Here is a 21,540-nt window from a genome sequence, read left to right on the forward strand (position 1 = left end):
GCCACCCGGTGCCGGAAACACACACCGGAGGAACACGTCACGTACACACGAGCGGGAGGGGCCGGGACATGGCCGACAGACGGAGTCCGGGGCACCGGTGGCGGCTGCGGGCCGCCCGGGTCATGGCGGTGGTGGGGCTCGTCGCCGGGGCCGTGGTGACGTCACCCGCGGCCGCGAGCGGCACGGCCGCGGGCGCCGCCGCCGCGCCGCCCCCGTACCTCACCCTGGAGGCGAGCTACGGGGCCGGGACCGTCAGCAACGGCTGGGCGTCCGTCGAGCGTTACCTCGACACGACCAGCGGCTTCCGGACCGAGGGCTACCCGGCGGACGGCCGCGGTGACCAGGACGGCAAGCGGGTCACGTACTTCGGTGGCGTCTCGCGGCCCTCCTCGAACCGGTTCCTGCTCTACTCGGCGCCCGGCTGGAACACCGGAAGCCGCACCACACCCGTCCTCCTCGTGCACGGCGCCAACGACACCGCGGACCGGGCCTGGGCCAACCCCGGCGAGAGCGGCGGCTACGGCTGCGGGGCCCTGTCGTGCCCGTCCACCGGGCTGATGCAGTACCTCTCCGCGCGCGGCCACCGCGTCTTCGCCGTCGGCTTCGCGCACAAGCAGGGCGACAACCTCATGCAGGCGCAGATCGTCGGCGACGCGATCGCCGTCATCAAGGCCAAGCTGGGCGTCGACAAGGTCGACCTGGTCGGCTGGAGCAAGGGCGAGATGTCGACCCGCGCCTACGTGTCGTCGGTCAAGCCGAGTTGGGGGCGCGCGTACGGCGGGGACGTGCGGAAGCTGATCACTCTGGGCGGTCCGAACGGCGGCTACGACTACCCGTACGCCCACGGCTGGGCCCACGACTTCTCCATCTGGCCGGAGTGCGGAGGCAAGGTCAACGCACCCTCCCCGCACTCCCACATGACCTGCTACGGCCTGTACACCGCGCACCCGGAGTTCTCCATGACGCCCTCCGGCGGTCAGGACAACTACCCCGGCCAGCGGCAGATGCTGGCCCGCTGGGACGGGGTGTACGGAGTCGACGGCGCCGCCCAGGACTGGTACACGACGTACTACGGCGGCCAGGGCTTCTACACCGCGGGCGCCGGCATCCAGGCGGCCATCGACGCCGGATCGCTCATCGCCCCGCTGCACAAGGCCGGAGTGCCCGCCTCCGTCACCACCTACCTGCTGGCCGGCGGGTCGCCGGACGTCGTCGGCATCTTCAACGAGAACCGCGGCCCGAGTGACGGTGTCGTCTTCGTGTCCAGCGCGCTCGACACCACGGGCATCCCCACCGTCGGCGGCAGGACCACCATAGCGACCGCCAACCACCTCGAACTGGGGTGGCACAGCTCGGCCGCCGGCCAGGTCGCCACCTGGCTGTCCTGAGCGGCGCGAACGCGCAGAGGAACCGAGACGACCCGGGAAGGGCCCGTACATTGACCACGCTCCGCACCCGCCGCATCGCCGCCGGCGGACTGACCCAGCAGATCACCGACATCCGGGACGAGGGAGTCCCCGTCGTCCTCGTCCACGGCAACGTCTCCTCCTCGGCGTTCTGGCACCCCACCATGACCGCGCTGCCGGACCGCTACCGCCCCGTGGCCGTCGACCTCCGCGGCTTCGGCGGCACCGACCCGCTGCCCGTCGACGCCACACGCGGACTGCGGGACTACGCCGACGACCTCGCCGCCCTGCTCGCGGCCCTGGGCGTGGACCGGGCCCACCTGGTCGGCTGGTCCATGGGCGGCGGCGTGGTCATGCAGTACCTGCGCGACCACCCGGCCGCGGTGCGCTCGCTGACCCTGGTCAACCCGGTCTCCCCGTACGGCTTCGGCGGTACGCACGGAGTCGACGGGACCCTCAACTCCGCGGACGGGGCGGGCTCGGGCGGCGGCACGGCCAACCCCGAGTTCGTACGGTTGCTCGCCGAGGGCGACCGCGGCGAGGACTCACCGGTGTCGCCGCGCTCCGTCCTGGCGAGCTGCTACGTCAAGCCGCCGCTGCGCCCCGAGCACGAGGACGCGTACGTCGACTCCATGCTCACCACCCGTACCGGCGACGACCACTACCCGGGCGACAGCACGACGTCCACCGCCTGGCCCGGGATCGCGCCCGGCACCCGCGGCGTGCTCAACTGCATGGCCCCGACCCACTTCCGCATCGACGATCTGCATCTGATCGACCCCAAGCCGCCGGTGCTGTGGATCCGGGGCGAGGACGACGTCATCGTCTCGGACACCTCGATGTTCGACCTGGCGCACCTGGGCGCCCTGGGGGCCGTGCCGGAGTGGGACGGCACCCCGGCGCAGCCGATGGTGGCGCAGACGCGGCACGTCCTGGGCCGTTACGCGGCGGCGGGCGGCTCGGTACGGGAGGTCGTCGTGGCCGACGCCGGGCACGCGGTCCACCTCGAACGCCCCGAGGAGTTCGCCAAGGCCCTGTCGGAGGTCCTTTCGGCATGACGGTGCGCGACACACGGCAGGGTGCGGTCCGCGGCCGCACCTCTCCCGACGGGGTGGTGTCCTTCCTCGGCGTCCCGTACGCCGCCCCGCCCTTCGGTGCGCGACGGTTCCGGGAGCCGGCCCCGCCCGAGCCCTGGACGGGCGTGCGCGACGCCACGGCCCCCGGCCCGACGCCGCCGCACGCCCCCTACGCCCCGCCCTTCGACACCCTCATCCCGGACAACGCCATCGAGGGCGAGGACTGTCTGAACCTCAACATCTGGACCCCGGCCGCGGAGCCGGGCGCCGGGCTGCCCGTGATGGTGTGGCTGCACGGCGGGGCGTTCACCAACGGCTCGGGCTCGGTGCCCGCGTACGACGGAGCCGCCTTCGCCCGCGACGGCGTCGTGTGCGTCACGCTCAACTACCGCCTGGGGGCGGACGGTTTCCTGCACCTTCCCGGCCGGCCCGACAACCGGGGCCTGCTCGACCAGATCGCCGCCCTGCACTGGGTCCGGGACAACATCGCCTCCTTCGGCGGCGACCCGGACCTGGTGACGGTCTTCGGCGAGTCGGCCGGCGCCATGAGCATCGGCGCCCTCCTGACCACCGGATCGGCCCGGGGCCTGTTCCGCAGGGCGATCCTGCAGAGCGGCGCCTGCCACCACTTCCTGCGCCCGCCGTCCGCCGCGCTGACGGCGGCCCGGCTCGCGGAGAAACTGGGCATCGAGCCGACCGCGGAGGCCTTCTCGGCCGTCCCCCTGGCACGGCTCCTCCCCGCCCAGGCGGAACTGCGCGCGGAGGTGAACGCCCGCCCGGATCCGGGCCTGTGGGGCGAGGCGGCCCTCAACATGATGCCCTTCGAGCCGGTCCTGCCGGGCCTCGCCCTCCCCGGCCCGGAGTGCGGTGTCGACCTCCTGATCGGCAGCAATCGTGAGGAGTACCGCCTCTTCCTGGTCCCCACGGGCGTGCTGCGCGCCGTTCCGGAATCGAGGCTGCGCGCCGTGACCGCGGCCTACAGCCTCGATCCGGACGAGGCCCTCCCCGCCTACCGGGCCGGCCGCCCCGGCTCCGCGCCGGGGGAACTCCTCGCCGCGGTGGCGACCGACTGGTTCTACCGCGTCCCCGCCATCCGCCTGGCCGAGGCGGTCCCCGGCTCGTACCTGTACGAGTTCGCCTGGCGCTCGCCCCGGTTCGACGGGGACCTCGGTGCCTGCCACGCCCTGGAACTGCCTTTTGTCTTCGACCGCCTCGACGACCCGTCGTACGCGCCGATGCTCGGCGCCCACCCGCCCCAGGCCCTCGCGGACGCCGTGCACGGGGCGTGGGTCTCCTTCGCGAAGACGGGCGATCCCGGCTGGAAGCCGTACGACAGCACGGCCCGGACGACGATGGTCTTCTCCGCCGACCCGGTACCCGCCCCGGTCCGCGACCCCCGCGGGGAGGAACGGCTCCTGTGGGAAGGGGTGCGCTGAACGTCCTCCTCCCTCACCGGGCGCCGGGCGCATCGCCTCGCACACGAAGTGCTGGCCGGCGAGCCGGCGGACGGTGAAGTCCGGCAGCCGAGCCGCCCGTCCCCCCTATCAGCCACCCGGGCCGCCGGCCGGCCCCCTGACCGGGCTGTCCGCGCACCACCGAGACGGCCAGCGGTCGCCCCGGACGTGGATCTGCCGGAAACTGGGGGCCGGATCGGGTACGGGACGACTTGAGGACTGCGAGGGATGGAGCGGTACCAGTACGAGCACGTCTTCGGGAGGATCCGGTGGTCCCGGTTCCTGCCCGCCGCCGTGCTCCTCACCGTGGTCGTCATCGAAATCGCGTGGCCGGATATCAACACGTTCCCCCTGCTGACGGCCGTCCCCGTGATCGCGGCACCGCTGGTTTCCCTGGCCTGGACGATCACCAGTGGTGCGGCGTCCTGCCTGATCGGGGCGCTCCTGGCTCTTCGCGAGGGCCAGGTCTCCTTCACCCGTTCGGAATACACCGCGCTCGCCAGCATCGTGGTCCTGACGGTCGTCGCCGCGTTCCTCAACCGGATGTTCGCGCGTGAACGGAAACGACTGAAGACGACCCGCGAGGTCGCGGAGGCCGTCCAGCGCGCGGTGCTTCCGGCCGTGCCCGACCGCGTCCGGGGGCTGGCCGTCGCCGCCCGGTACCAGGCCGCCCAGGAGGAGGCCCTGATCGGCGGCGACCTCTACGCCATTCACGACACCCCGTACGGCGTGCGCATGGTGATCGGCGACGTCCGCGGCAAAGGCATGCAGGCGGTCACCATGGTCAACACCCTGCTGGGCACCTTCCACGCGGCGGCCCTTCAGTTGCCGGACCTGCCCGCCGTCGTCCGGGGCGTGGAAGTGCAGTTGCAGGACGTCAAGAGCCGCCCGGGCGAAACACCGGACGAAGCCTTCGTCACCGCGGTCGTCGTCGAGATCTCCCCCGACCGGTCCACGCTGCGCATGGCCAACCGGGGCCACCCGGCGCCGCTCATGGTGCACCGGGGCACGGTGACGCTCCTGGAGCCGCGGGAGCCGTCGCTGCCCCTGGGCCTGGGCGATCTGGCCGGCCCGGACGTCCCGGTGGACGAGTTCGCGTGGCCCCCCGGCGCCACGCTCGTGATGTTCACCGACGGCATCACCGAAGCCCGCGACCGGAACGGCGTCTTCTTCGACCCCGTGCCGGCGCTGACGGGCCCCCTCCCCCCGAAGCCCGGAGCCGTACTGGACGCCATGCTCGCCGCCCTGTTCCGGCACACCGGAGAACTGGACGACGACGCCGCGGCCCTCGTGGTCACACACGTCCCGGCCGCCGGCGCCGAACGGGACCTCTCCGCGGCTCCTCGGGTCGGCGGATCGTAGGAACGAGGGCGGCGGTGTGCCGGCGGGCGCGTGTCCCCACAGCCCCCACGTCCTGGGCAGGGCCGGACGGCCCCTCGGGCGGCCCTGCCGGCCCCTGGTCCCCGCGGTCGCGCACGCGGAGGCTGGGACTCGAAGCGGCTGACAGCGGCTGATCGCCGACGGCCTCGGAGAACGGAAGTGGGCAATGAGTGGTCCGGTGATCGTCGGAGTGGACGGATCCGACTCCAGCCTCGGGGCGGTCGATGCGGCGGCTCGGGAGGCGTCCCTTCGCGGGGCGCCCTTGCGGATCGTGCACGCCTTCGGCCGGGCGCCCGGACACCTGCCGGGCGGTGCGCCGCCGTGGAGCCCTGCCGATCACGGCCTGGAACCGATGGTGCACGGCGTGCTGGCGCGCGCCGAGGAACGGGCCCGGGCGGCGGCGCCGGACATCGAGATCACACGGTCGGTGGTGGCCGGCGGGCCTCTGGAGGTTCTGGAGGCCGAATCGCGTGAGGCGGCTCTGGCGGTGGTCGGCAGCCGGGGCCTCTCCGGCTTCGCCGGACTGCTTCTGGGCTCGACGGCAGTGCAGCTCGCCGCTCACGGCCGCTGCCCGCTGATGGTGGTGCGCGGCCGCCCCGATCCCGACGGGCCGGTGGTGCTGGCCACCGACGGCTCCGAGGCCGGGAAGGCGGCGGTGGAGTTCGCTTTCGTCGAGGCCGCGCTGCGCGGGGCGCCCCTGGTGGCACTGCACGTGTGGAACACCTGGAGCGAAAGTGCCTATGAGGGCCCCGGTGACCCCCTGACCGCCGTGGTGGCGGACGCCGAGCGTCTGCGTCAGGCGGAGCAGCAGCTGCTGGACGAGACAGTCGCTCCCCTCCAGGAGGCCTTTCCGCAGGTGGCGGTGGAGCGGCGCCTGCTGCGGTCCCGCATCCGACCCGCTCTCACCGAGGCGAGCCGGTCGGCCCGGTTGGTCGTGACCGGTGCGAGGGGCCGTGGCGGCTTCAGCGGCCTGCTGCTCGGCTCGGTCAGCCAGGCCCTGCTGCATCACGCCCATTGCCCCGTCACCGTCGTCCGCGGCGGGGAGTGACCGGCCCGGACGCCTCGCCGCCGTCTTGGTTTTGCACAGGTGACATGTCTTAGGGAAGGCGACCGGCCGTATCAGAAGTGGCGGCGGCACGACCCGCCGCCATCTCCGCGGGAGCCGCGACGTGTCGCGTTCAGTCAGTCCATGCGGGAGAGGCGCGCCGAGCCCACGGGCCGGGACGAGATCAGCGGGCTGTCCGCTTCCCTGCCGGGAGCGTTCCTTCCGCGGGCTTCCCCTGCTTCCGAGCCGCCCACAACGTCCGGACATGCGCGAGGTGATGACGCATGTGCTCCTCGGCCGCCGCCGCGTCACCGGCCAGCATGAGGTCGAGCAGCGCGGTGTGCTCCTGCGCGGAGGCCACCAGGGCCCCCGCTTCCGCGAGTTCGGTGAGACCGTAGAGCCGGGAGCGCTTGCGCAGGTCGGCCACGGTCTCGACGAGACGGGAGTTGCCGGCGAGGCCGAGCAGATCGAGATGGAAGCGGCGGTCCGATTCGAGGTAGCCGATGAGGTCGCCGGCGCGGGCGGCGGCCACGATCTCCTCGGCCACGGGCCGCAGTTTCTCCAGGTCTTCCCGGGAGGCCGAGCGGGCGACCTGACCGATGGTCGGGATCTCGATGAGGGCACGGATCTCGGTGAACTCGTCCAGGTCGCGCTCGGAGAGTTCGGTGACGCGGAACCCCTTGTTGCGCACCGCCTCGACGAGCCCTTCACGTGCCAGGTCCAGCATGGCCTCGCGCACGGGGGTCGCGGAGACGCCGTACTCGGCCGCGAGGGTGGGGGCGGAGTAGATCACCCCGGGCTTCAGGTCGCCCGCGATCAGTGCTGCGCGGAGGGCGTTGGCGACCTGATCACGCAGGTGCTCCTGTACCGAGATGAGTGTGCGGGGCTTCAACTCGCTCATGGATACCCTCCGAGGATTTGTTGCCCCACCATACAATGTCACGTTGCACGGCTTCCGTGCGCCCTCGACAGGCCCGGGCCGGCACTCCCAGCGGGTCCTTCTTCCGTTCGGGGGGCACGGTGAACTCGCCGCCTGTGGCCGGTGCGTTCACTCGCGTCGCCCTCGTGCCGAGCGGAGGAACGGGGTGGCCCTGCGGGGTCTCCCGCTCGGGGAGCGGCGGGAGACCCTAGGTCCAGGAGCGGTCGAGCGCCTTGGCCGGCTCGCTCGCCACGGCCGGGACCATGGGGACGGCGGGTCGCCGCATCCGTGTGCGGGGTGGGCCACCACACCGCTTGCCCTCGGTGTGGGTGTCCGCGCCGTGGGGCGGGCGCTAGTTCAGTGGGCAACCGGTGAGCAGTGTCGTGGCGTCCGCGCCGGCCGGGCGCCGGACGGTGTGGTCGGCCGGGGGCCGGGCCGTTCCGTCGAGCCACTTCTCCATGGCCTCGAAGGCGGAGCGGTGACAGGGGACGATGGGGCGGAGCTTGTCGGGGAAGGTGTCGACCAGCGAGTCGACGTGCGTGCCGTCCTCGATGCGGTAGTAGCGCATCAGTTCGCCGCGCCCGGCCCGCCGCACCATGCGGTCGTAGACGTCGGAGTCCTCGGCCATGGGGAGCAGTACGTCGAGCGTGCCGTGCAGGGTGATCAGCGGTTTGCCGATGCGGCCGGTCAGGGCGATCCGGTCGACGGCCCGGTGGACCGAGGCGGGGCGGGACGCGTAGTCGTAGTCGGCGTCGCAGGCCGGGGTGCCCGGGGCGCAGTAGGGGGTGCCCGCCTCGGTGGCTCCGTCGAAGCCGGGGTCGATCTCCTCGCGGTAGATGCGCTGGGTCAGGTCCCAGTAGACCTTGTGGTGGTAGGGCCACAGGAACTCCGAGCCCGCCGGGTAGCCGGCCTCGTGCATGGCCTTCCGGGCGTCTTCGGCTCCCGGGCCCCCGGCCGCGAAGGCCGGGTAGTGGCGCATGGCCGGGGGCAGGAAGGTGAGCAGGTTGGGGCCGTCGGTGCGCCAGAGGGCGCCCTCCCAGTCGACTCCGCCGTCGTACAGCTCGGGGTGGTTCTCCAGTTGCCAGCGCACCAGGTAGCCGCCGTTGGACAGGCCGGTGGCGAGGGTGCGGGCGGGTGGGCGGTGGTAGCGCTGGGCGACCACCGTCCTGGCGGCGCGCGTGAGCTGGGTGACGCGTTCGTTCCATTCGGCGATGGCGTCGCCGGGCCGGCGGCCGTCCCGGTAGAAGCCGAGTCCGGTGTTGCCCTTGTCGGTGGCGGCGTAGGCGTAGCCGCGGGACAGGACCCAGTCGGCGATGGCGCGGTCGTTGGCGTACTGCTCGCGGTTGGCCGGTGTCCCGGCGACCACGAGGCCGCCGTTCCAGTGGTCGGGCAGCCGTATGACGAACTGGGCGTCGTGGTTCCAGCCGTGGTTGGTGTTGGTGGACGACGTGTCGGGGAAGTAGCCGTCGATCTGGATCCCGGGTACGCCGGTGGGGGCGGGCAGGTCCTTGGGGGTGAGCCCGGCGAAGTCGGCCGGGTCGGTGTGGCCCGACGCGACGGTCCCCGCGGTGGTCAACTCCTGGAGGCAGGCGACCTGTTGGTGCTCCGCCCCGGGTACGTGGAGCCGGGCGCGGTTCGCGCAGTGGCCGCCGGGAGGGGCCGCGGCGCCGGCCGCGGGTGCCGTCGCCGCGGAGGCGACGACGAGTGAACAGGCTCCCGCGAGCGACAGGGCCGCGAGCATGGTCCGTCTGCGGGACGGGCGGGCGCCCGTACGGGACTTGAGCATGTGTTTCCTCCGCGTCGCAAGGTGTGAACGGGCCGGAGGCTAGAGGCACAGTCACCGCGCGGGATATGTGTGGGCCCGCCATGGCCACGGCGCCGACAAGGGCGCCGGACACCATGGCGGGCCGGCGGCGGGCCGGATCGAGGCTCATCGCCTGGAGTGCGCGCTGCCTCCCGAGGCCGCTGAGTGGCACGGCTTCGGGAACATGCGGCAAGCACGGGCACGACGTGGGAGCACAGCGGACGATGACCTCGCGGCTCTGACGCCCTCCGTGTGTTCTCGCACCACTCATCTCCTGTCGAGCATGGCGCCCAGCACCATGTCCCGGTGTACGTCCGCTGCCTACCGTGACGGCCATGAACAGCACCCGCATCACTGAGGGCGACGCCGGCCCCGTCGCCTCCCCCGCCCCCGCGGACCGGTTCCTCACCGGGCGGACCGCCCTGGTGACAGGCGCCGCGAGCGGCATCGGACGGGCCTGCGCCGTCGCCCTCGCGGACGCCGGGGCCCATGTGTACGTCGTCGACCTCGCCGGGGAGGCCGCGGAGCGGGTGGCCGAGGAGGTCGGTGGCGTCGCCCGCGTGGCCGACCTCTCGGACATGGAAGCGGTCGAGGCCCTGCCGGCCGACGTGGACATCGTGGTCAACAACGCCGGGCTCCAGCACGTCGCGCCGCTGCACGAGTTCCCGCCCGACCGCTTCGCCCTCATCCAGAGGCTCATGGTCGAGGCCCCGTTCCGCATCGTCCGGCGCGCCCTGCCCCACATGTACGCCCAGGGATGGGGCCGCATCGTGAACATCTCCTCCGTGCACGGTCTGCGGGCCTCGCCCTTCAAGGCCGCGTACGTGACCGCCAAGCACGCCGTGGAAGGGCTGAGCAAGGTCGCCGCCCTGGAGGGAGCGCCCCACGGCGTCACGTCGAACTGCGTGAATCCCGCCTACGTCCGCACCCCCCTGGTCGAAGCGCAGGTCGCCGACCAGGCCCGGTCGCACGGCATCGCCGAGTCGGAGGTCCTGGAGAAGATCATGCTGGAGCGCAGCGCCGTCAAGCGCCTGATCGAGCCGGGGGAAGTGGCCGCCGCGGTGCTGTGGCTCTGCTCCGAGAACGCCGGGTTCGTCACCGGTACCTCACTGCCGCTGGACGGCGGCTGGACCGCCCACTGACCCGCCCCATCCCGTCACCCGTGGGTGCGCGCGGCGACGCGCGCACCCGCCCTGCCCGAGGTCGTGCCATGTCCCGGACCACCCTTCGCCCCACCACCGCCCTCCGCCGCCTCATGGAGCTGCTGACCACGGACGCCTCCGCCGAGGAGTACACGGCGGTGGCCGCACGGGCCCGCGCCGACGGCATCGACGACTCCGACGTCGAGGAGATCGACAGGGCCGTGTCGGCCGCTCTCGGCGTCCGCAAGGTGCTCCGCCGCCAGCGCCGCCGCGAGGCCGAACTCACCGCCCTGTTCGACACCGCGAGCGACCTGGCCGCACTGCGCGACCTCGACGCCGTACTGCACTCGATCGTCCGCCGGGCCAGAACCCTCCTGGGCACGGACACCGCCTACCTGACCCTGGTGGACGAGGCCGCCCAGGACACCTTCATGCGTGTCACGGACGGCTCGGTCTCGGTCGCCTTCCAGGAACTCCGGCTCAAACTGGGTGAGGGCCTCGGCGGCCTCGTGGCCCAGACCATGCGCCCCTACGCGTCCCCGGACTACCGCACGGACGAACGGTTCCAGCACACCGAGACCATCGACCACGGAGTGCTGGACGAGGGCCTGGTCGCCATTCTCGGTGTGCCGCTCCAGCTCGGATCGGGGCCCGCGGGCAACCGCAGCGTCATCGGCGTGCTCTTCGCGGCCGACCGCGGCCCGCGCAGTTTCTCACCCGACGAGGTGGCCCTGCTCGGATCGCTCGCCGCGCACGCCGCCATCGCGATCGACACCGCCCGGGCACTCGACGACGCCCAGGCCGCCGCGGCGGAACTCACCGAGGCCAACACCGTCATCCAGGACCACGCGACCTCGATGCAGCGGGCCGCCGAGGCCCACGACCGGCTGACCGACCTGGTGCTGCGCGGCTCGGAGGTGTCCGAAGTCGCCGCGGCGGTGGCGGAGTTCCTCGGCGGCCGGCTGAGCATCTTCGACCCGCGGGGGGACGTCCTCGCCCGGGCGGGTGGCTCGAAGGGCTCCCGCGCGCCCGGCCCCGAGGTGCTTGCCGAGGCCGTCGCCCGGGCCCGCGCCGAGGGCCGCTCCGTACGGCACGGCGACCACTGGTACTGCGCCGTCCTGGCCGGGCAGGAACTCCTCGGCAGTCTCGCCTTCCACGGACGCCCGGACCTGGACGGCCCCGACCGCCGGCTGTTCGAGCGCACGGGGACCATCACCGCGCTGCTCCTGCTGCTGCGCCGCACCGTCGCCGAGACCGAGAACCGTGTGCGCGGCGAGCTGCTCACGGACCTGCTGGACGGTGCGGGCCGCGACCCCGCGCTGTTCACCGAGCGCGGGCACCGCCTCGGCGTGGATCTCACCCGGCCGCATCTGATGCTGGTCGCCGAGTGCGACACGGACGCGGAGGGCAGGCTGACGGCCGGGGCCCAGCAGTACCTCTTCGGCCGGGAGGGCCTGTGCTGCGAGTACGAGCAGCACGCCGTGATGCTCGTCCCGGACGACGGGACCGAGCCCGGCCGGGCCGCCCGCGCCGCCGCCGAACACCTCTCGCAAGGGCTCGGCAAGCCCGTGAGCGTGGTCGCGGCCGGGCCCTGCGAGGGACCCGCCACCCTGCCCGGCTTCTACGTGGAGGCCCGCCGCTGCCTGAGCGCCATGCGGGTCCTCGGCCTCACCGGTGACGGAGCCTGCGCGGCGGACCTGGGATTCCTCGGCGTGCTGCTGGGCAAGGAACAGGACACCGGCGGTTTCGTCGAGAGGATCCTCGGTCCCGTCCTGGAGTGGGACGAGCGCAGGGGAACAGAACTCGTCCGTACGCTCCAGGCGTACTTCGCCGTCAACGGCAGCCACATCCGCGCCAAGGACCTTCTCCACGTCCACGTCAACACCGTGGTGCAGCGCATCGAGCGGATCGGCGCGCTGCTGGGACGGGACTGGGAGACCCCCGAACGGGCCCTGGAGATCCAGTTGGCCCTGCGCATCCATCTCGTCTCCCAGTCGGGCCGCAGGCGGACGGGCGGCTAGAGGAGGCGGGCCGGGGGCGTGCGGGGCCGGAGTCCGCGGGACGGAGTGCGGTTCCGGCCCCGCACGCGGTCATCCGGCGGCGATCCCGGCCGGGACGCGCAGTTCCGGCACGGTGGCCGCCTGCACGTCGTCGGCGCTGACGCCCGGAGCGAGTTCGGCCAGGACGAGTCCTTCGTCCGTCACGTCGATGACGGCGAGGTCGGTGATGATGCGGTGGACCACGCCGCGTCCGGTGGCGGGCAGCGTGAGCTCGTCCACGATCTTCGGTGAGCCGTCCTTCGCGGTGTGCTCCATGACGACGATCAGGCGGCGGGCACCGTGGACCAGGTCCATGGCGCCGCCCATCCCCTTGACCATCTTGCCGGGGATCATCCAGTTCGCCAGGTCGCCCGCCGCCGAGACCTGCATGGCGCCCAGCACGGAGACGTCGATGCGTCCGGCGCGGATCATGCCGAAGGAGAACGCGGAGTCGAAGTAGGCGGCGCCCTGCCGCAGCGTGACGGTCTCCTTGCCCGCGTTGATCAGGTCCGGGTCCTCGGAGCCGTCCACCGGGTAGGGGCCGACACCCAGGATGCCGTTCTCGGAGTGGAGGACGACGTGGATGCCGTCGGGAAGGTGATTGGGGATCAGGGTGGGCAGCCCGATGCCCAGGTTGACGTACTGCCCGTCCCGCAGTTCTCGGGCGGCGCGGGCGGCGAGCTGGTCGCGGTCGAGTGCCATGGGTCAGGCCTCCTGGGCGGCGGGTCGTACGGTGCGGCGCTCGATGCGCTTGTCGGTGGGGTCGGCGGTGACGATCCGGTCGACGTAGACGCCCGGCAGGTGCACGGCATCGGGATCCAGCTCACCCGGCTCCACGATGCGTTCGGCCTCCACCAGGGTGGTGCGTCCGGCCATCGCGGCCAGCGGGTTGAAGTTGCGGGCGGCGCTGCGGAAGACGCAGTTGCCGTGCCGGTCCGCGACCTCCGCGCGCACCAGCGCGAAGTCCGCGGTGATGGACTCCTCCAGCAGGTACCGGCGGCCTCCGAACTCCCTGACCTCCTTCGGCGGGGAGGCCACGGCCACGACGCCGTCGGCGGCGTAACGCCACGGCAGCCCGCCCTCCTCCACCTGGGTTCCCACCCCGGCCGGGGTGAAGAACGCGGGGATCCCGCTCCCGCCGGCCCGCAACCGCTCGGCGAGCGTGCCCTGCGGGGTGAGCTCGACCTCCAGTTCGCCGGAGAGGTACTGCCGCGCGAACTCCTTGTTCTCGCCCACGTACGACGACGTCATCCGGGCGATGCGGCCGGCCCGCAGCAGCAGGCCGAGCCCCCAGTCGTCCACACCGCAGTTGTTGGACACCACCCGCAGCCCCGTCGCCCGGGTCCGGGCCAGCGCGGCGATCAGCGTCGACGGGATGCCGCACAGTCCGAAACCGCCGACGGCGAGCGTGGCCCCGTCCGGGATGTCGGCCACGGCGGCCGCGGCCGAATCCACCACCTTGTCCATGTTCTTCTCTCCGAATTCCTTGGCCCAGGATCCACCGGCCTCGTCCCGACTGACGGCCCGCGCGCCTGCCCTGGGGTCTGGTGCTCTCACCCTTCCCTGCGACACCGCCCCACGGGTATGTAGTCCGCAACCATGACCTCGTCGATTCGTGTGGTGGTCGGAGCTGTCACGATCGGCGCGCCATGCCTCGTGGCGTCTGCTGTGGGCCCTGGTCCCGCCCGGCAGCGCGCGACGCCGGCGGGCGGAGGATTCAGAGGCCGATACGGACGGGGCCGCCCGTGGGCGCGACGCCCTGGAGGACGGAGGAGGGGATGCGGAAGACTCGTCCGGGGGCGGCAGGCCAGGCGAGGGTGCGGCGGGTGAGGACGCGGCCGTCCTGGCGGACGGTGATCCTGGGGAAGCGGACGAACTCGTCCGTCCACAGCAGGAGGCGGTCCCGGGCCGGGGCGGGATCGCCGGGGCGCAGGATCTGCGGTGCGATCCAGCGGAAGGGGGCGTCCGCGATCAGCCGGACCCCGGTCGCCGGGGCCGGGATGCCGCGCAGGTGGTCGGCGACCTGCCGGGCGACGTGCTTGCCGTCGAGGGCGGCGACGTCGGCGGTGTCGACGGGGTGCAGCACGTTGCCGGCCGCGAAGACACCGGGGCGGCTGGTGCGCAGGGCGGTGTCGGTGAGGGGGCCGAGGGTGCCTTCGTCGAGAGTGATGCCGGCGGCGCGGGCGAGTTCGTGGTCGGGGATCCAGTCACCGGTGAAGACGACGGTGTCGCAGGCGACGGTGCGGCGCCGGCCGGTGGTGAGGTGCTCGATCTCGACGGCCTGGCAGCGGCCCTTGCCGATGATCCGGGTGACGCGGCTGCGGGTGGCGACGGGGACACCGAGGACGGTGCGGCCCGCCGCGTTGAAGGCGCCGTAGGACTCGGCCCTGGGGTACTGGCTGACCATGAGTGCGGGGGTGCAGCCCGCTTCGCGCAGGGTCATGACGGCCGACCAGCTCACGAGTTCTCCGCCGACGACGACGGCTCGCTCGCCGACGCTCTGGTGGTGGAGGTGGACGAGATTCTGCAACTGGCCGGTGGTGTAGACGCCGTGGGGACGGTCACCGGGGATGCGGCGGGCGGCGCGGGGCCGTTCGCGTGCGCCGGTGGCCAGGACGGTGGCCCGCGGGCGGATCCGGTAGCGGCCCTCCGGGCTGGTGACGTCGAGGGTGTGCTCGTCGGCCCAGCCGGTGATCATGGTGCGGGTGCGGATCTCGGCTCCGGCCCGCTCGGCGCGCCTCACGAGGTGGCGGGCGTAGGCGGGGCCGGTCATGACGCGGCGCAGGTCGCGCAGTCCGTATCCGGTGTGGTCGCTGTGGCGCGGGATGCCGCCGGCCTCGTGCTCGCGGTCGACGACGAGGACGTGGCCGGCCCCGCTCTCGGCGAGTTCGGCGGCAGCGGTGAGCCCGGCGGGCCCGCCCCCGACGAGGAGGACGTCGGGCTGGATCACGGTGGGCTGATCGGTCATCGGTTGTCCTTGTGCTGGTTGCTGCAGCCGTCGTGGGTGTGGTGCTGGGCGCGCAGTGCGGCGACGGCGGCGCCGCAGAAGAAGCCCTGGCAGCGGCCGTTCATGGCCCGGGTGCGCCGCCGCAGTCCCTCCAGGGAGCGGGCGGGGACCGGTGCATGGCACGCGTCGCGGATCTCCCCCTCGGTCACCCGTTCGCAGAAGCAGACGACGGTGCCGTAGGCGGGGTCCTCGGCGATGAGTTCGCCGTCCTGGTACGGGCGGGTGGTGGCTTCGCCGATGTTGGGCATGCGCGGGGCGTCGGGCAGGTCGCTGCGGCCGCGCAGGGTCAGGCCGGCTTCCTGCAGCAGGCCGCGGACGTGCTCGGCGATGGCGATGCCGGCGGTCAGGCCGGTGGAGCGGATGCCGCCCACGAGGAGGTAACGCTGCTCGGGGCCGGCCTCGATGAGGTAGTCGCCGTGGTCGATCGCGGCCCTCAGTCCGGCGTAGCTGGCCGTGACCTCCTCGGTGAGCAGGCTGGGCATGAGCCGCTGCCCCTTGGTGAGGAGGAACTCGTAGCCGTCCTCGGAGGTGGCGGTGTCGGTGCGGTCGGTGAGGTCCTCGGCGGTGGGGCCGAGCATGACGTTGCCGTAGATGGTGGGGGAGATCAGGACGCCCTTGCCCCGGGAGGAGGGGACGGGCAGGACGATCTTGTTGACCTTGGGGCGGGCCAGCTTGTCGAAGACGAACAGCTCGCCGCGGCGGGGAGTGACGGTGAACCGGTCGTGGCCGAAGAGGCGGTCGATGTGGTCCGCGCCCAGGCCGGCGGCGTTGACGGTCCAGCGGGTCCGGACGTCGCCCCCCTTGGTGTGCAGGGTCGTGGTGTCGTCGTCCTGCTCGATGCCGGTCACCGCGTGGTCGAGCAGGATGGTGGTGCCGCGCCGGCGGGCGTCCGTGGCCAGGGCGAGGTTGGTGGTCCAGGTGCAGATGATGGACTCGCCGGGGACGGTCAGACCGCCCAGGACGCCGTCGCCGAGGTCGGGAAGGACGCCGTAGACCTCGTCGGCGTCGACGATGCGGCAGTGCTCGTAGCCGTTCGCCTCGGCCTTCTCCCTGAGGCCGGGCAGGGCGTCGAGCTCTTCCTGGTTCCAGGCCACCAGGACGGCGCCGGTCTGCTCCACGGGGATGCCGGTGGCCTTGGCGTAGTCGCTGAGCAGGTGGTACCCGCGGGCGACGAGCCGGGATTCGAGGGTGCCGGGTTTGGCGTCGAAGCCGGTGTGCAGGATCGCGGTGTTGGCCTTGCTGGTGCCGTCGCCGACATCGTCGCGGGCCTCGACCAGGGCGACGGAGACGTCGAATCCGGACAGTTCACGCGCGATGGCCGCGCCGACGATCCCGCCGCCGATCACCGCGATGTCGAAGACATCGGGGAGCTGGGTGTGGGGCGTGGCGGTCATGAGTGATCTCCCTTGGCGGCCCGGGCCTGCGCGGCCCGCGCCCATACGGTGCGGAATTCCTGGGCCCGGTCGGCGGACCAGCGGGGTTCGTAGACGGTCGTGGGCCGCCAGTCTCCGACCGCCTCTTCGAGGCCGAGGGCCGGCTCCAGCGCACAGCGGGCGAGCGCGGCGGCCCCGAGGGGGGTGGCGTGTGCGTTGGGGTAGACGTCGACGGGGATCTGGGCGATGTCGGCCTGGGCCTGCATGAGGGCGGCGGAGTTCGTCAGGCCGCCGTCGACGCGCAGCCGGCCGAGGGGCCGGCCCAGATCGCGGCCGACCAGGGCGATCAGTTCGGTGACCTGCGCGGCGATGCCCTGGAGCACGGCGAGGACGAGGTGCTCGCGGCGGGTGGCCAGCGTCATGCCGGTGAGGGAGGCCGTGGCTTCGGAGGCCCACCAGGGTGCGGCGAGACCGGCGAAGGCCGGTACGCACAGGACGCCCTCGCTGTCTTCGGCGACCGACTGGTCGAGGTCGGTGGCGGACCGCAGGAGGCCGAGGTCCTTCAGCCAGCGCACCGCGGAGGCGACGGTGTAGACCTGGCCGTCCACGCAGTACAGGGTTTGCCCGGCCGCCTGCCAGGCGACCGATGTCGTCAGTCCCCCGCTGGAGCGCACCGGGTCGAGGCCGGAGTTCGCCAGGAGGAACGCGCCGGTGCCGTAGGTGCACTTGGCCGTGCCCTGTTCCAGGCAGGCTTCGGCGACGAGTGCGGCCTGCTGGTCGACGATCAGTCCGGCGACGGGGACCTCCTGGCCGAAGGCGCGCGTGGTGCCGACCACTTCGTCGCCGGCGACGATGCGCGGCAGGCGCTCCCCGCCCAGGGAGAACAGGTCGAGGAGGTGTCCGTCCCAGCTCGCGGAGTCCAGGTCGAGGACGAGGGAGCGGCTGGCGGTCGCGGCGTCGGTGACGAACTCGCCGGTCAGGTGGTGCACCAGCCACGTGTCGGTCGTGGTGACGACGCCCTCGCGGGTGAGGTTGCGGCGCAGCCAGGTCATCTTGGGCGCCGAGAAGTACGGGTCGAGGACCAGGCCGGTGCGCCGGGCGATGTCCTCGCGGTGCTCGGCCAGTTCGGCACAGACGCTCGCGGCTCGGCTGTCCTGCCAGACGATGGCCGGGGTCAGGGGCGTTCCGTCGGCCGGGTCCCAGGCCAGGACGGTCTCGCCCTGGTTGGCGAGCGCCACGGCCGCGACGGGGCGGCCGGCCATGGCCACGGCGCGGCGTCCGGCGGCGAGGACGGAGTCGAGGAGTTCGTGCGGGTTCTGTTCGACTCCGCCTCCGGGCAGGTAGGCGGGACGGACCGTCTCCTCGGCGATGGCGATGGTGGCGCCTTCCTCGTCGACGACGATGGCTTTGGTGCCCGAGGTGCCTTGGTCGATGGCGAGGATCGCGGTCATCACGAGGTCCTTTCGGTGCTCGCCCGCGCGGGGGCGCTGGTGGCGTTGTCCAGGGCGCGGTCGACGTCCGCCATGTCCGGCATGGTCAGGGCGGCGCGGCCGCGGCGGGCGATGAGGGTCACCAGGTAGACGGCGCCGATCCCGCACAGCACCAGGACGTAGGTCCAGGGACCCCGGAACGAAGCGTCCCGGAAGATGAGCAGTTCGTACACCAGCCACACGCCGGCCAGGACCAGGACCGGCACCTCCCACCGGCCCAGGGTGAAGCCGCGCGAGGGCGGCAGGGAGCGCCGCTTGACGGCGTACATCGCCACGGTGCCCGCGTAGATGACGGCGGGCAGCAGGGTGGCCGCGGAGAAGAGCTGGAACAGGGCGTCGGTGGAGCCGGAGAACACCGCCAGGACGACCTGGGCGATGAGCATCATGAACACGGTGGCGTTCAGCGGTGTGGCGGTCCGCGGGTGGATCCGCCCGAGCAGGCGCCAGCCCGGGAAGCGCTCGTCGCGGGACATCGCGTAGACCAGTCGGGTGCCGCTGAGGGTGATGACCAGGCCGCAGGAGAAGATCGAGACCACGACGAGCAGCAGGAGGATCTTCCCGACGACGGAGCCGAGGACGGCGGTGATGACCGTGGCCACCGGTGTGGCCGACGTGGCGGCGGCGTCGACGCGGCCGGCCGCCGCGGTGACGGCGATCAGGAAGAGGAAGCCGAGGACGCCGAGGGAGAGCACGGCCTGGACCATCGCCCTGGGGATGACGCGGGCCGGGTTCTTGGTCTCCTCGGCCAGGTTCGCCGCGGACTCGAAACCGACGATGGTGAAGGCGCCCAGGAGGAACGCCAGGGCGAAGGGGCCGGCGTGTGTGCCGCCGCCGAGTCCGTAGTAGCCGCTCTCGGGCACCGTGCCGGTGTCGAAGAGATGGGCGAAGTCGAGTTTGCCCGTGAAGAACCCGACGGCGAAGAGCAGGACGGTGAGGGCGATCATGCCGATCAACTGCGCCGTCACCGCCGTGCTGTTGACCTTGTGGGTGACGCGCGTCGAGGCGGCCACCAGCATGGCTTGCAGCAGCACCACGCCGGCCGTGATCACCCAGGCGTTCTGGGTGGTCCCGACGTACTGGAACAGCTCGGGCAGGATCGTGGAGGCGATCGTGTAGTCGACGGCGACGACGACCACGCCGAGGAACGCGAACGAGATCCAGCCCATGATCCAGCCCCAGACCGGGCCGACGATCCGTGACACCCACTGGTAGGAGTAGCCGCTGATCGGGATGCGGGCCGCCAGCGCACCGAAGACCAGGGCGATGGAGAGCTGGCCGACCACGGAGATGGGCCAGGCCCATATGCCGCGCGGGCCCGAGGTGGCCAGCACGGAGCCGTAGGTGGTGAAGATGCCGGTGGCGATCGAGACGAACCCGAACGCGACGGAGAACGAGGCGTACCACCCCAGTTCGCGTGCCATCTCCGGCTGCGGCCCGTCACCGGGCCGGCCGGCGGATCCCGGTCTGGTAGAGCCTGTCTGTGCCTGTTCCATTGGCGTGAGTCCCTGCTGTGAGTCTGCCCTCGCCGTCGCGGCGTGAGCCGATGGATGGGTGGTCGGGGACCGTGGGTGTCCGGCCCGTGGGCACGCCCCGCAGGGATGCGCTGGAGCCTGCGCGGCGCCGGTCACCAGCCGCAGGGCGACGGCCGGGGCTCCGCATGGACCCCGGCTGACCGATTCTGTGGATATCTGACCGGCGGCACCTGAAAGTGTGGACCTTTGCCCGGATGTCGTCAAGGGTTCGCCCGCCGGCAGCATCCGGCCCGCGCTTCGCCCACAGGACCCGACGCGGTGAGAACCGGGCGGCAGGGGCGCCATCGCAGGCGCCGCGGGGGGCGACCGGCCTCCCCGGCGGTCCGGGACACCGGGCACAGCGCCTAGACTTCGGTCATCGATCAACAGAAACGGTCACAGGGAGGCCGCGCATGCTCGCCGCGGAGCGTCACCGCAGAATCGTCGCCGAGATCTCCCGCCTCAAGTTCGTCACCACCGACGAACTGACCACGATGCTGGGCGTCTCGCCCGAGACGGTCCGCCGGGACCTGGTCCTGCTCGAACGCCGCGGTGAGCTCACCCGCGTGCACGGGGGCGCGACCGCCGCGGGTTCACCCGTCGGGGAGGAGGCCTCGTTCAGTGAACGCAGCGGCACCTTCGCCGAGGAGAAGCAGGCCATAGGCAGGGCGGCCGCGGCCCTCGTCGAACCCCACCAGACCATCGTGCTCGATGTCGGCACGACCAGCCTGGAGGTGGCACGCGCGCTGCCGATGGACCACACCGGGGTGATCGCCACCCCCTCCCTGCTGGTGGCCGCGGAAGTCGTCACGCGACCCCGCGTCGAGGTCCTGGTCAGCGGCGGCCGGCTGCGCGGAGGAGATCTGGCCTGCTCCAACGCCCAGGCCGTCGACTTCTTCAGCGACCTGCGCGCCGACGCCGTCTTCCTGGGCTCCGGGGGAATCGCCCCGTACGGCCTCACCGACTTCCACCTGGACGAGGTCGCCACCAAGCGCGCCATGCTGGCCAACGCCTCCCGGCGCTATGTCCTGGCCGACTCCAGCAAGTTCGGGCGCACCGCGGCGCACCGCGTCTGCGAGCTCAGCGGGTTCGACACGCTGATCACCGACAAGCCGTGCCCCTCCGAGTTGCAGACGGCGCTCGATCAGGCGGGCGGCAGCGTGATCGTCGCGTGACCGCCCGACCCACATGACCTCCGGGACCACAGCGTCGATCTTCGACCTCGACGGCGTGCTGACCAGACAAGACACCATGGCCTCCCTCGTCGGCACCCGGTTGAGGACCCACCCGCGGCGCATACCCGTCGTCCTCCTCCCCTTCGTCGCCGCGTCGCTCGCCCGCGTCGACGGCGCCCTGCGGCCCGCCATGCACCGCACCGTCGTGGCGCGAGCGCTGCGCGGCATGACAGCGGAGGAATACGAGGAACAAGCCCTCCTGACGGGCCGCGCCATGGCCGGCGGCGCGACCGTCGTCACCCAGGCCGTCGACCGATGCCGACGGGCCCTCGCCCAGGGCCCGACCGTCGTGGCGACCGCGTCGGAAAGCACGCTCGCCCGCGCCTTCCTCGACGGCGTCGGACTCCAGGGCGTCCCACTGGCCGCCTCGCACCTCACCTTCACTCCGCGAGGCCCCCTGCTGACCACACACAACATCGGCGCGGCGAAGATCGACGCCGTGCGCGCCCAGGGGATCTCCCCCGAACACGCCTCCTTCTACACGGACTCGGCCAGCGACACACCCCTCGCACGCGTCGCCCGGCAGACCATCGCGGTCAACGCCACACGCGGCTCCCTCAAGAGGCTGACGGCGGTCGCCCGCAGCATCACCGAAGTGCGCTGGAACTGAAGTCCACTCCGGCCCCGGGGCGGCCGGACGCCTGATTGAAAATGATTGT

17 protein-coding genes are annotated in these 21,540 nt (G+C 72.5%); 9 read left to right on the forward strand and 8 right to left on the reverse strand.

Annotation, left to right across the window (positions count from 1 at the left end):
• Positions 1-68: 68 nt before the first annotated feature.
• The 5 genes from ACH499_RS05920 to ACH499_RS05940 all read left to right on the forward strand — a co-directional run bounded on the left by ACH499_RS05920 (position 69) and on the right by ACH499_RS05940 (position 6,364).
• A complete protein-coding gene (locus tag ACH499_RS05920; protein ID WP_399014019.1) occupies positions 69-1,388 on the forward strand; it encodes an esterase/lipase family protein in 1,320 nt (439 codons plus the stop codon).
• Positions 1,389-1,438: 50 nt separating this feature from the next.
• On the forward strand, positions 1,439-2,464 hold the full coding sequence (locus ACH499_RS05925) for an alpha/beta hydrolase (RefSeq protein ID WP_356205784.1): 1,026 nt from the start codon (positions 1,439-1,441) through the stop codon (positions 2,462-2,464).
• Positions 2,461-3,918 carry a carboxylesterase/lipase family protein gene (locus ACH499_RS05930; RefSeq protein ID WP_399014020.1) on the forward strand — a complete coding sequence of 486 codons (1,458 nt, stop codon included), beginning with the start codon at positions 2,461-2,463 and terminating at the stop codon, positions 3,916-3,918. Before ACH499_RS05925 ends, ACH499_RS05930 begins: the two co-directional genes overlap by 4 nt.
• 246 nt (positions 3,919-4,164) lie before the next feature.
• A complete protein-coding gene (locus ACH499_RS05935; RefSeq protein ID WP_399014021.1) occupies positions 4,165-5,298 on the forward strand; it encodes a PP2C family protein-serine/threonine phosphatase in 1,134 nt (377 codons plus the stop codon).
• 184 nt (positions 5,299-5,482) lie between these two features.
• Positions 5,483-6,364, forward strand: coding sequence for a universal stress protein (locus ACH499_RS05940; protein WP_399014022.1), 882 nt, complete (start codon positions 5,483-5,485; stop codon positions 6,362-6,364).
• A gap of 181 nt (positions 6,365-6,545) precedes the next feature.
• Here the strand turns inward: ACH499_RS05940 and ACH499_RS05945 are convergent, their stop codons facing one another.
• Together ACH499_RS05945 and ACH499_RS05950 are read right to left on the reverse strand one after the other, a co-directional pair.
• Complete coding sequence (locus tag ACH499_RS05945; RefSeq protein WP_356205789.1) at positions 6,546-7,262, reverse strand: GntR family transcriptional regulator; 717 nt, start codon at positions 7,260-7,262, stop codon at positions 6,546-6,548.
• 370 nt (positions 7,263-7,632) lie between these two features.
• On the reverse strand, positions 7,633-9,066 hold the full coding sequence (locus ACH499_RS05950; protein WP_399014023.1) for a tannase/feruloyl esterase family alpha/beta hydrolase: 1,434 nt from the start codon (positions 9,064-9,066) through the stop codon (positions 7,633-7,635).
• A 353-nt stretch (positions 9,067-9,419) separates the two neighbouring features.
• On the opposite strand from ACH499_RS05950, the gene ACH499_RS05955 reads away from it, so the two are divergent.
• Positions 9,420-10,226: a 3-hydroxybutyrate dehydrogenase gene (locus ACH499_RS05955; RefSeq protein WP_356205792.1), complete on the forward strand. Its 807-nt coding sequence runs from the start codon at positions 9,420-9,422 to the stop codon at positions 10,224-10,226.
• A gap of 68 nt (positions 10,227-10,294) precedes the next feature.
• The gene (locus ACH499_RS05960; RefSeq protein ID WP_399014024.1) at positions 10,295-12,247 is read left to right on the forward strand and encodes a helix-turn-helix domain-containing protein; all 1,953 of its coding nucleotides are present in this window, start codon (positions 10,295-10,297) and stop codon (positions 12,245-12,247) included.
• A 69-nt stretch (positions 12,248-12,316) separates the two neighbouring features.
• Here ACH499_RS05960 and ACH499_RS05965 read toward each other — a convergent pair whose 3' ends face one another.
• From ACH499_RS05965 to ACH499_RS05990, 6 genes are all read right to left on the reverse strand, one after another.
• Positions 12,317-12,967 (reverse strand): CoA transferase subunit B, encoded by a 651-nt coding sequence (locus tag ACH499_RS05965; protein ID WP_356205794.1) that lies wholly within the window; start codon positions 12,965-12,967, stop codon positions 12,317-12,319.
• Between the two features lie 3 nt (positions 12,968-12,970).
• Complete coding sequence (locus ACH499_RS05970; protein ID WP_399014025.1) at positions 12,971-13,732, reverse strand: CoA transferase subunit A; 762 nt, start codon at positions 13,730-13,732, stop codon at positions 12,971-12,973.
• 250 nt (positions 13,733-13,982) lie between these two features.
• Positions 13,983-15,233, reverse strand: a complete 1,251-nt coding sequence (locus ACH499_RS05975) for an NAD(P)/FAD-dependent oxidoreductase (protein ID WP_399014026.1) — start codon at positions 15,231-15,233, stop codon at positions 13,983-13,985.
• Positions 15,230-16,666, reverse strand: a complete 1,437-nt coding sequence (locus ACH499_RS05980) for an NAD(P)/FAD-dependent oxidoreductase (protein WP_399014027.1) — start codon at positions 16,664-16,666, stop codon at positions 15,230-15,232. The genes ACH499_RS05975 and ACH499_RS05980 overlap by 4 nt, the downstream gene beginning before the upstream one ends.
• On the reverse strand, positions 16,663-18,096 hold the full coding sequence (locus tag ACH499_RS05985) for an FGGY family carbohydrate kinase (RefSeq protein WP_399014028.1): 1,434 nt from the start codon (positions 18,094-18,096) through the stop codon (positions 16,663-16,665). Before ACH499_RS05985 ends, ACH499_RS05980 begins: the two co-directional genes overlap by 4 nt.
• Positions 18,096-19,556 carry an APC family permease gene (locus tag ACH499_RS05990; RefSeq protein WP_399014029.1) on the reverse strand — a complete coding sequence of 487 codons (1,461 nt, stop codon included), beginning with the start codon at positions 19,554-19,556 and terminating at the stop codon, positions 18,096-18,098. The genes ACH499_RS05985 and ACH499_RS05990 overlap by 1 nt, the downstream gene beginning before the upstream one ends.
• A 503-nt stretch (positions 19,557-20,059) precedes the next feature.
• On the opposite strand from ACH499_RS05990, the gene ACH499_RS05995 reads away from it, so the two are divergent.
• Positions 20,060-20,821: a DeoR/GlpR family DNA-binding transcription regulator gene (locus ACH499_RS05995; RefSeq protein WP_399014030.1), complete on the forward strand. Its 762-nt coding sequence runs from the start codon at positions 20,060-20,062 to the stop codon at positions 20,819-20,821.
• 13 nt (positions 20,822-20,834) lie between these two features.
• A complete protein-coding gene (locus ACH499_RS06000) occupies positions 20,835-21,491 on the forward strand; it encodes an HAD family hydrolase (RefSeq protein WP_399014031.1) in 657 nt (218 codons plus the stop codon).
• The last annotated feature ends 49 nt before the right edge of the window (positions 21,492-21,540 follow it).

Source organism: Streptomyces sp. NPDC018947 (genome assembly GCF_044390505.1).
Taxonomy (GTDB): domain Bacteria; phylum Actinomycetota; class Actinomycetes; order Streptomycetales; family Streptomycetaceae; genus Streptomyces.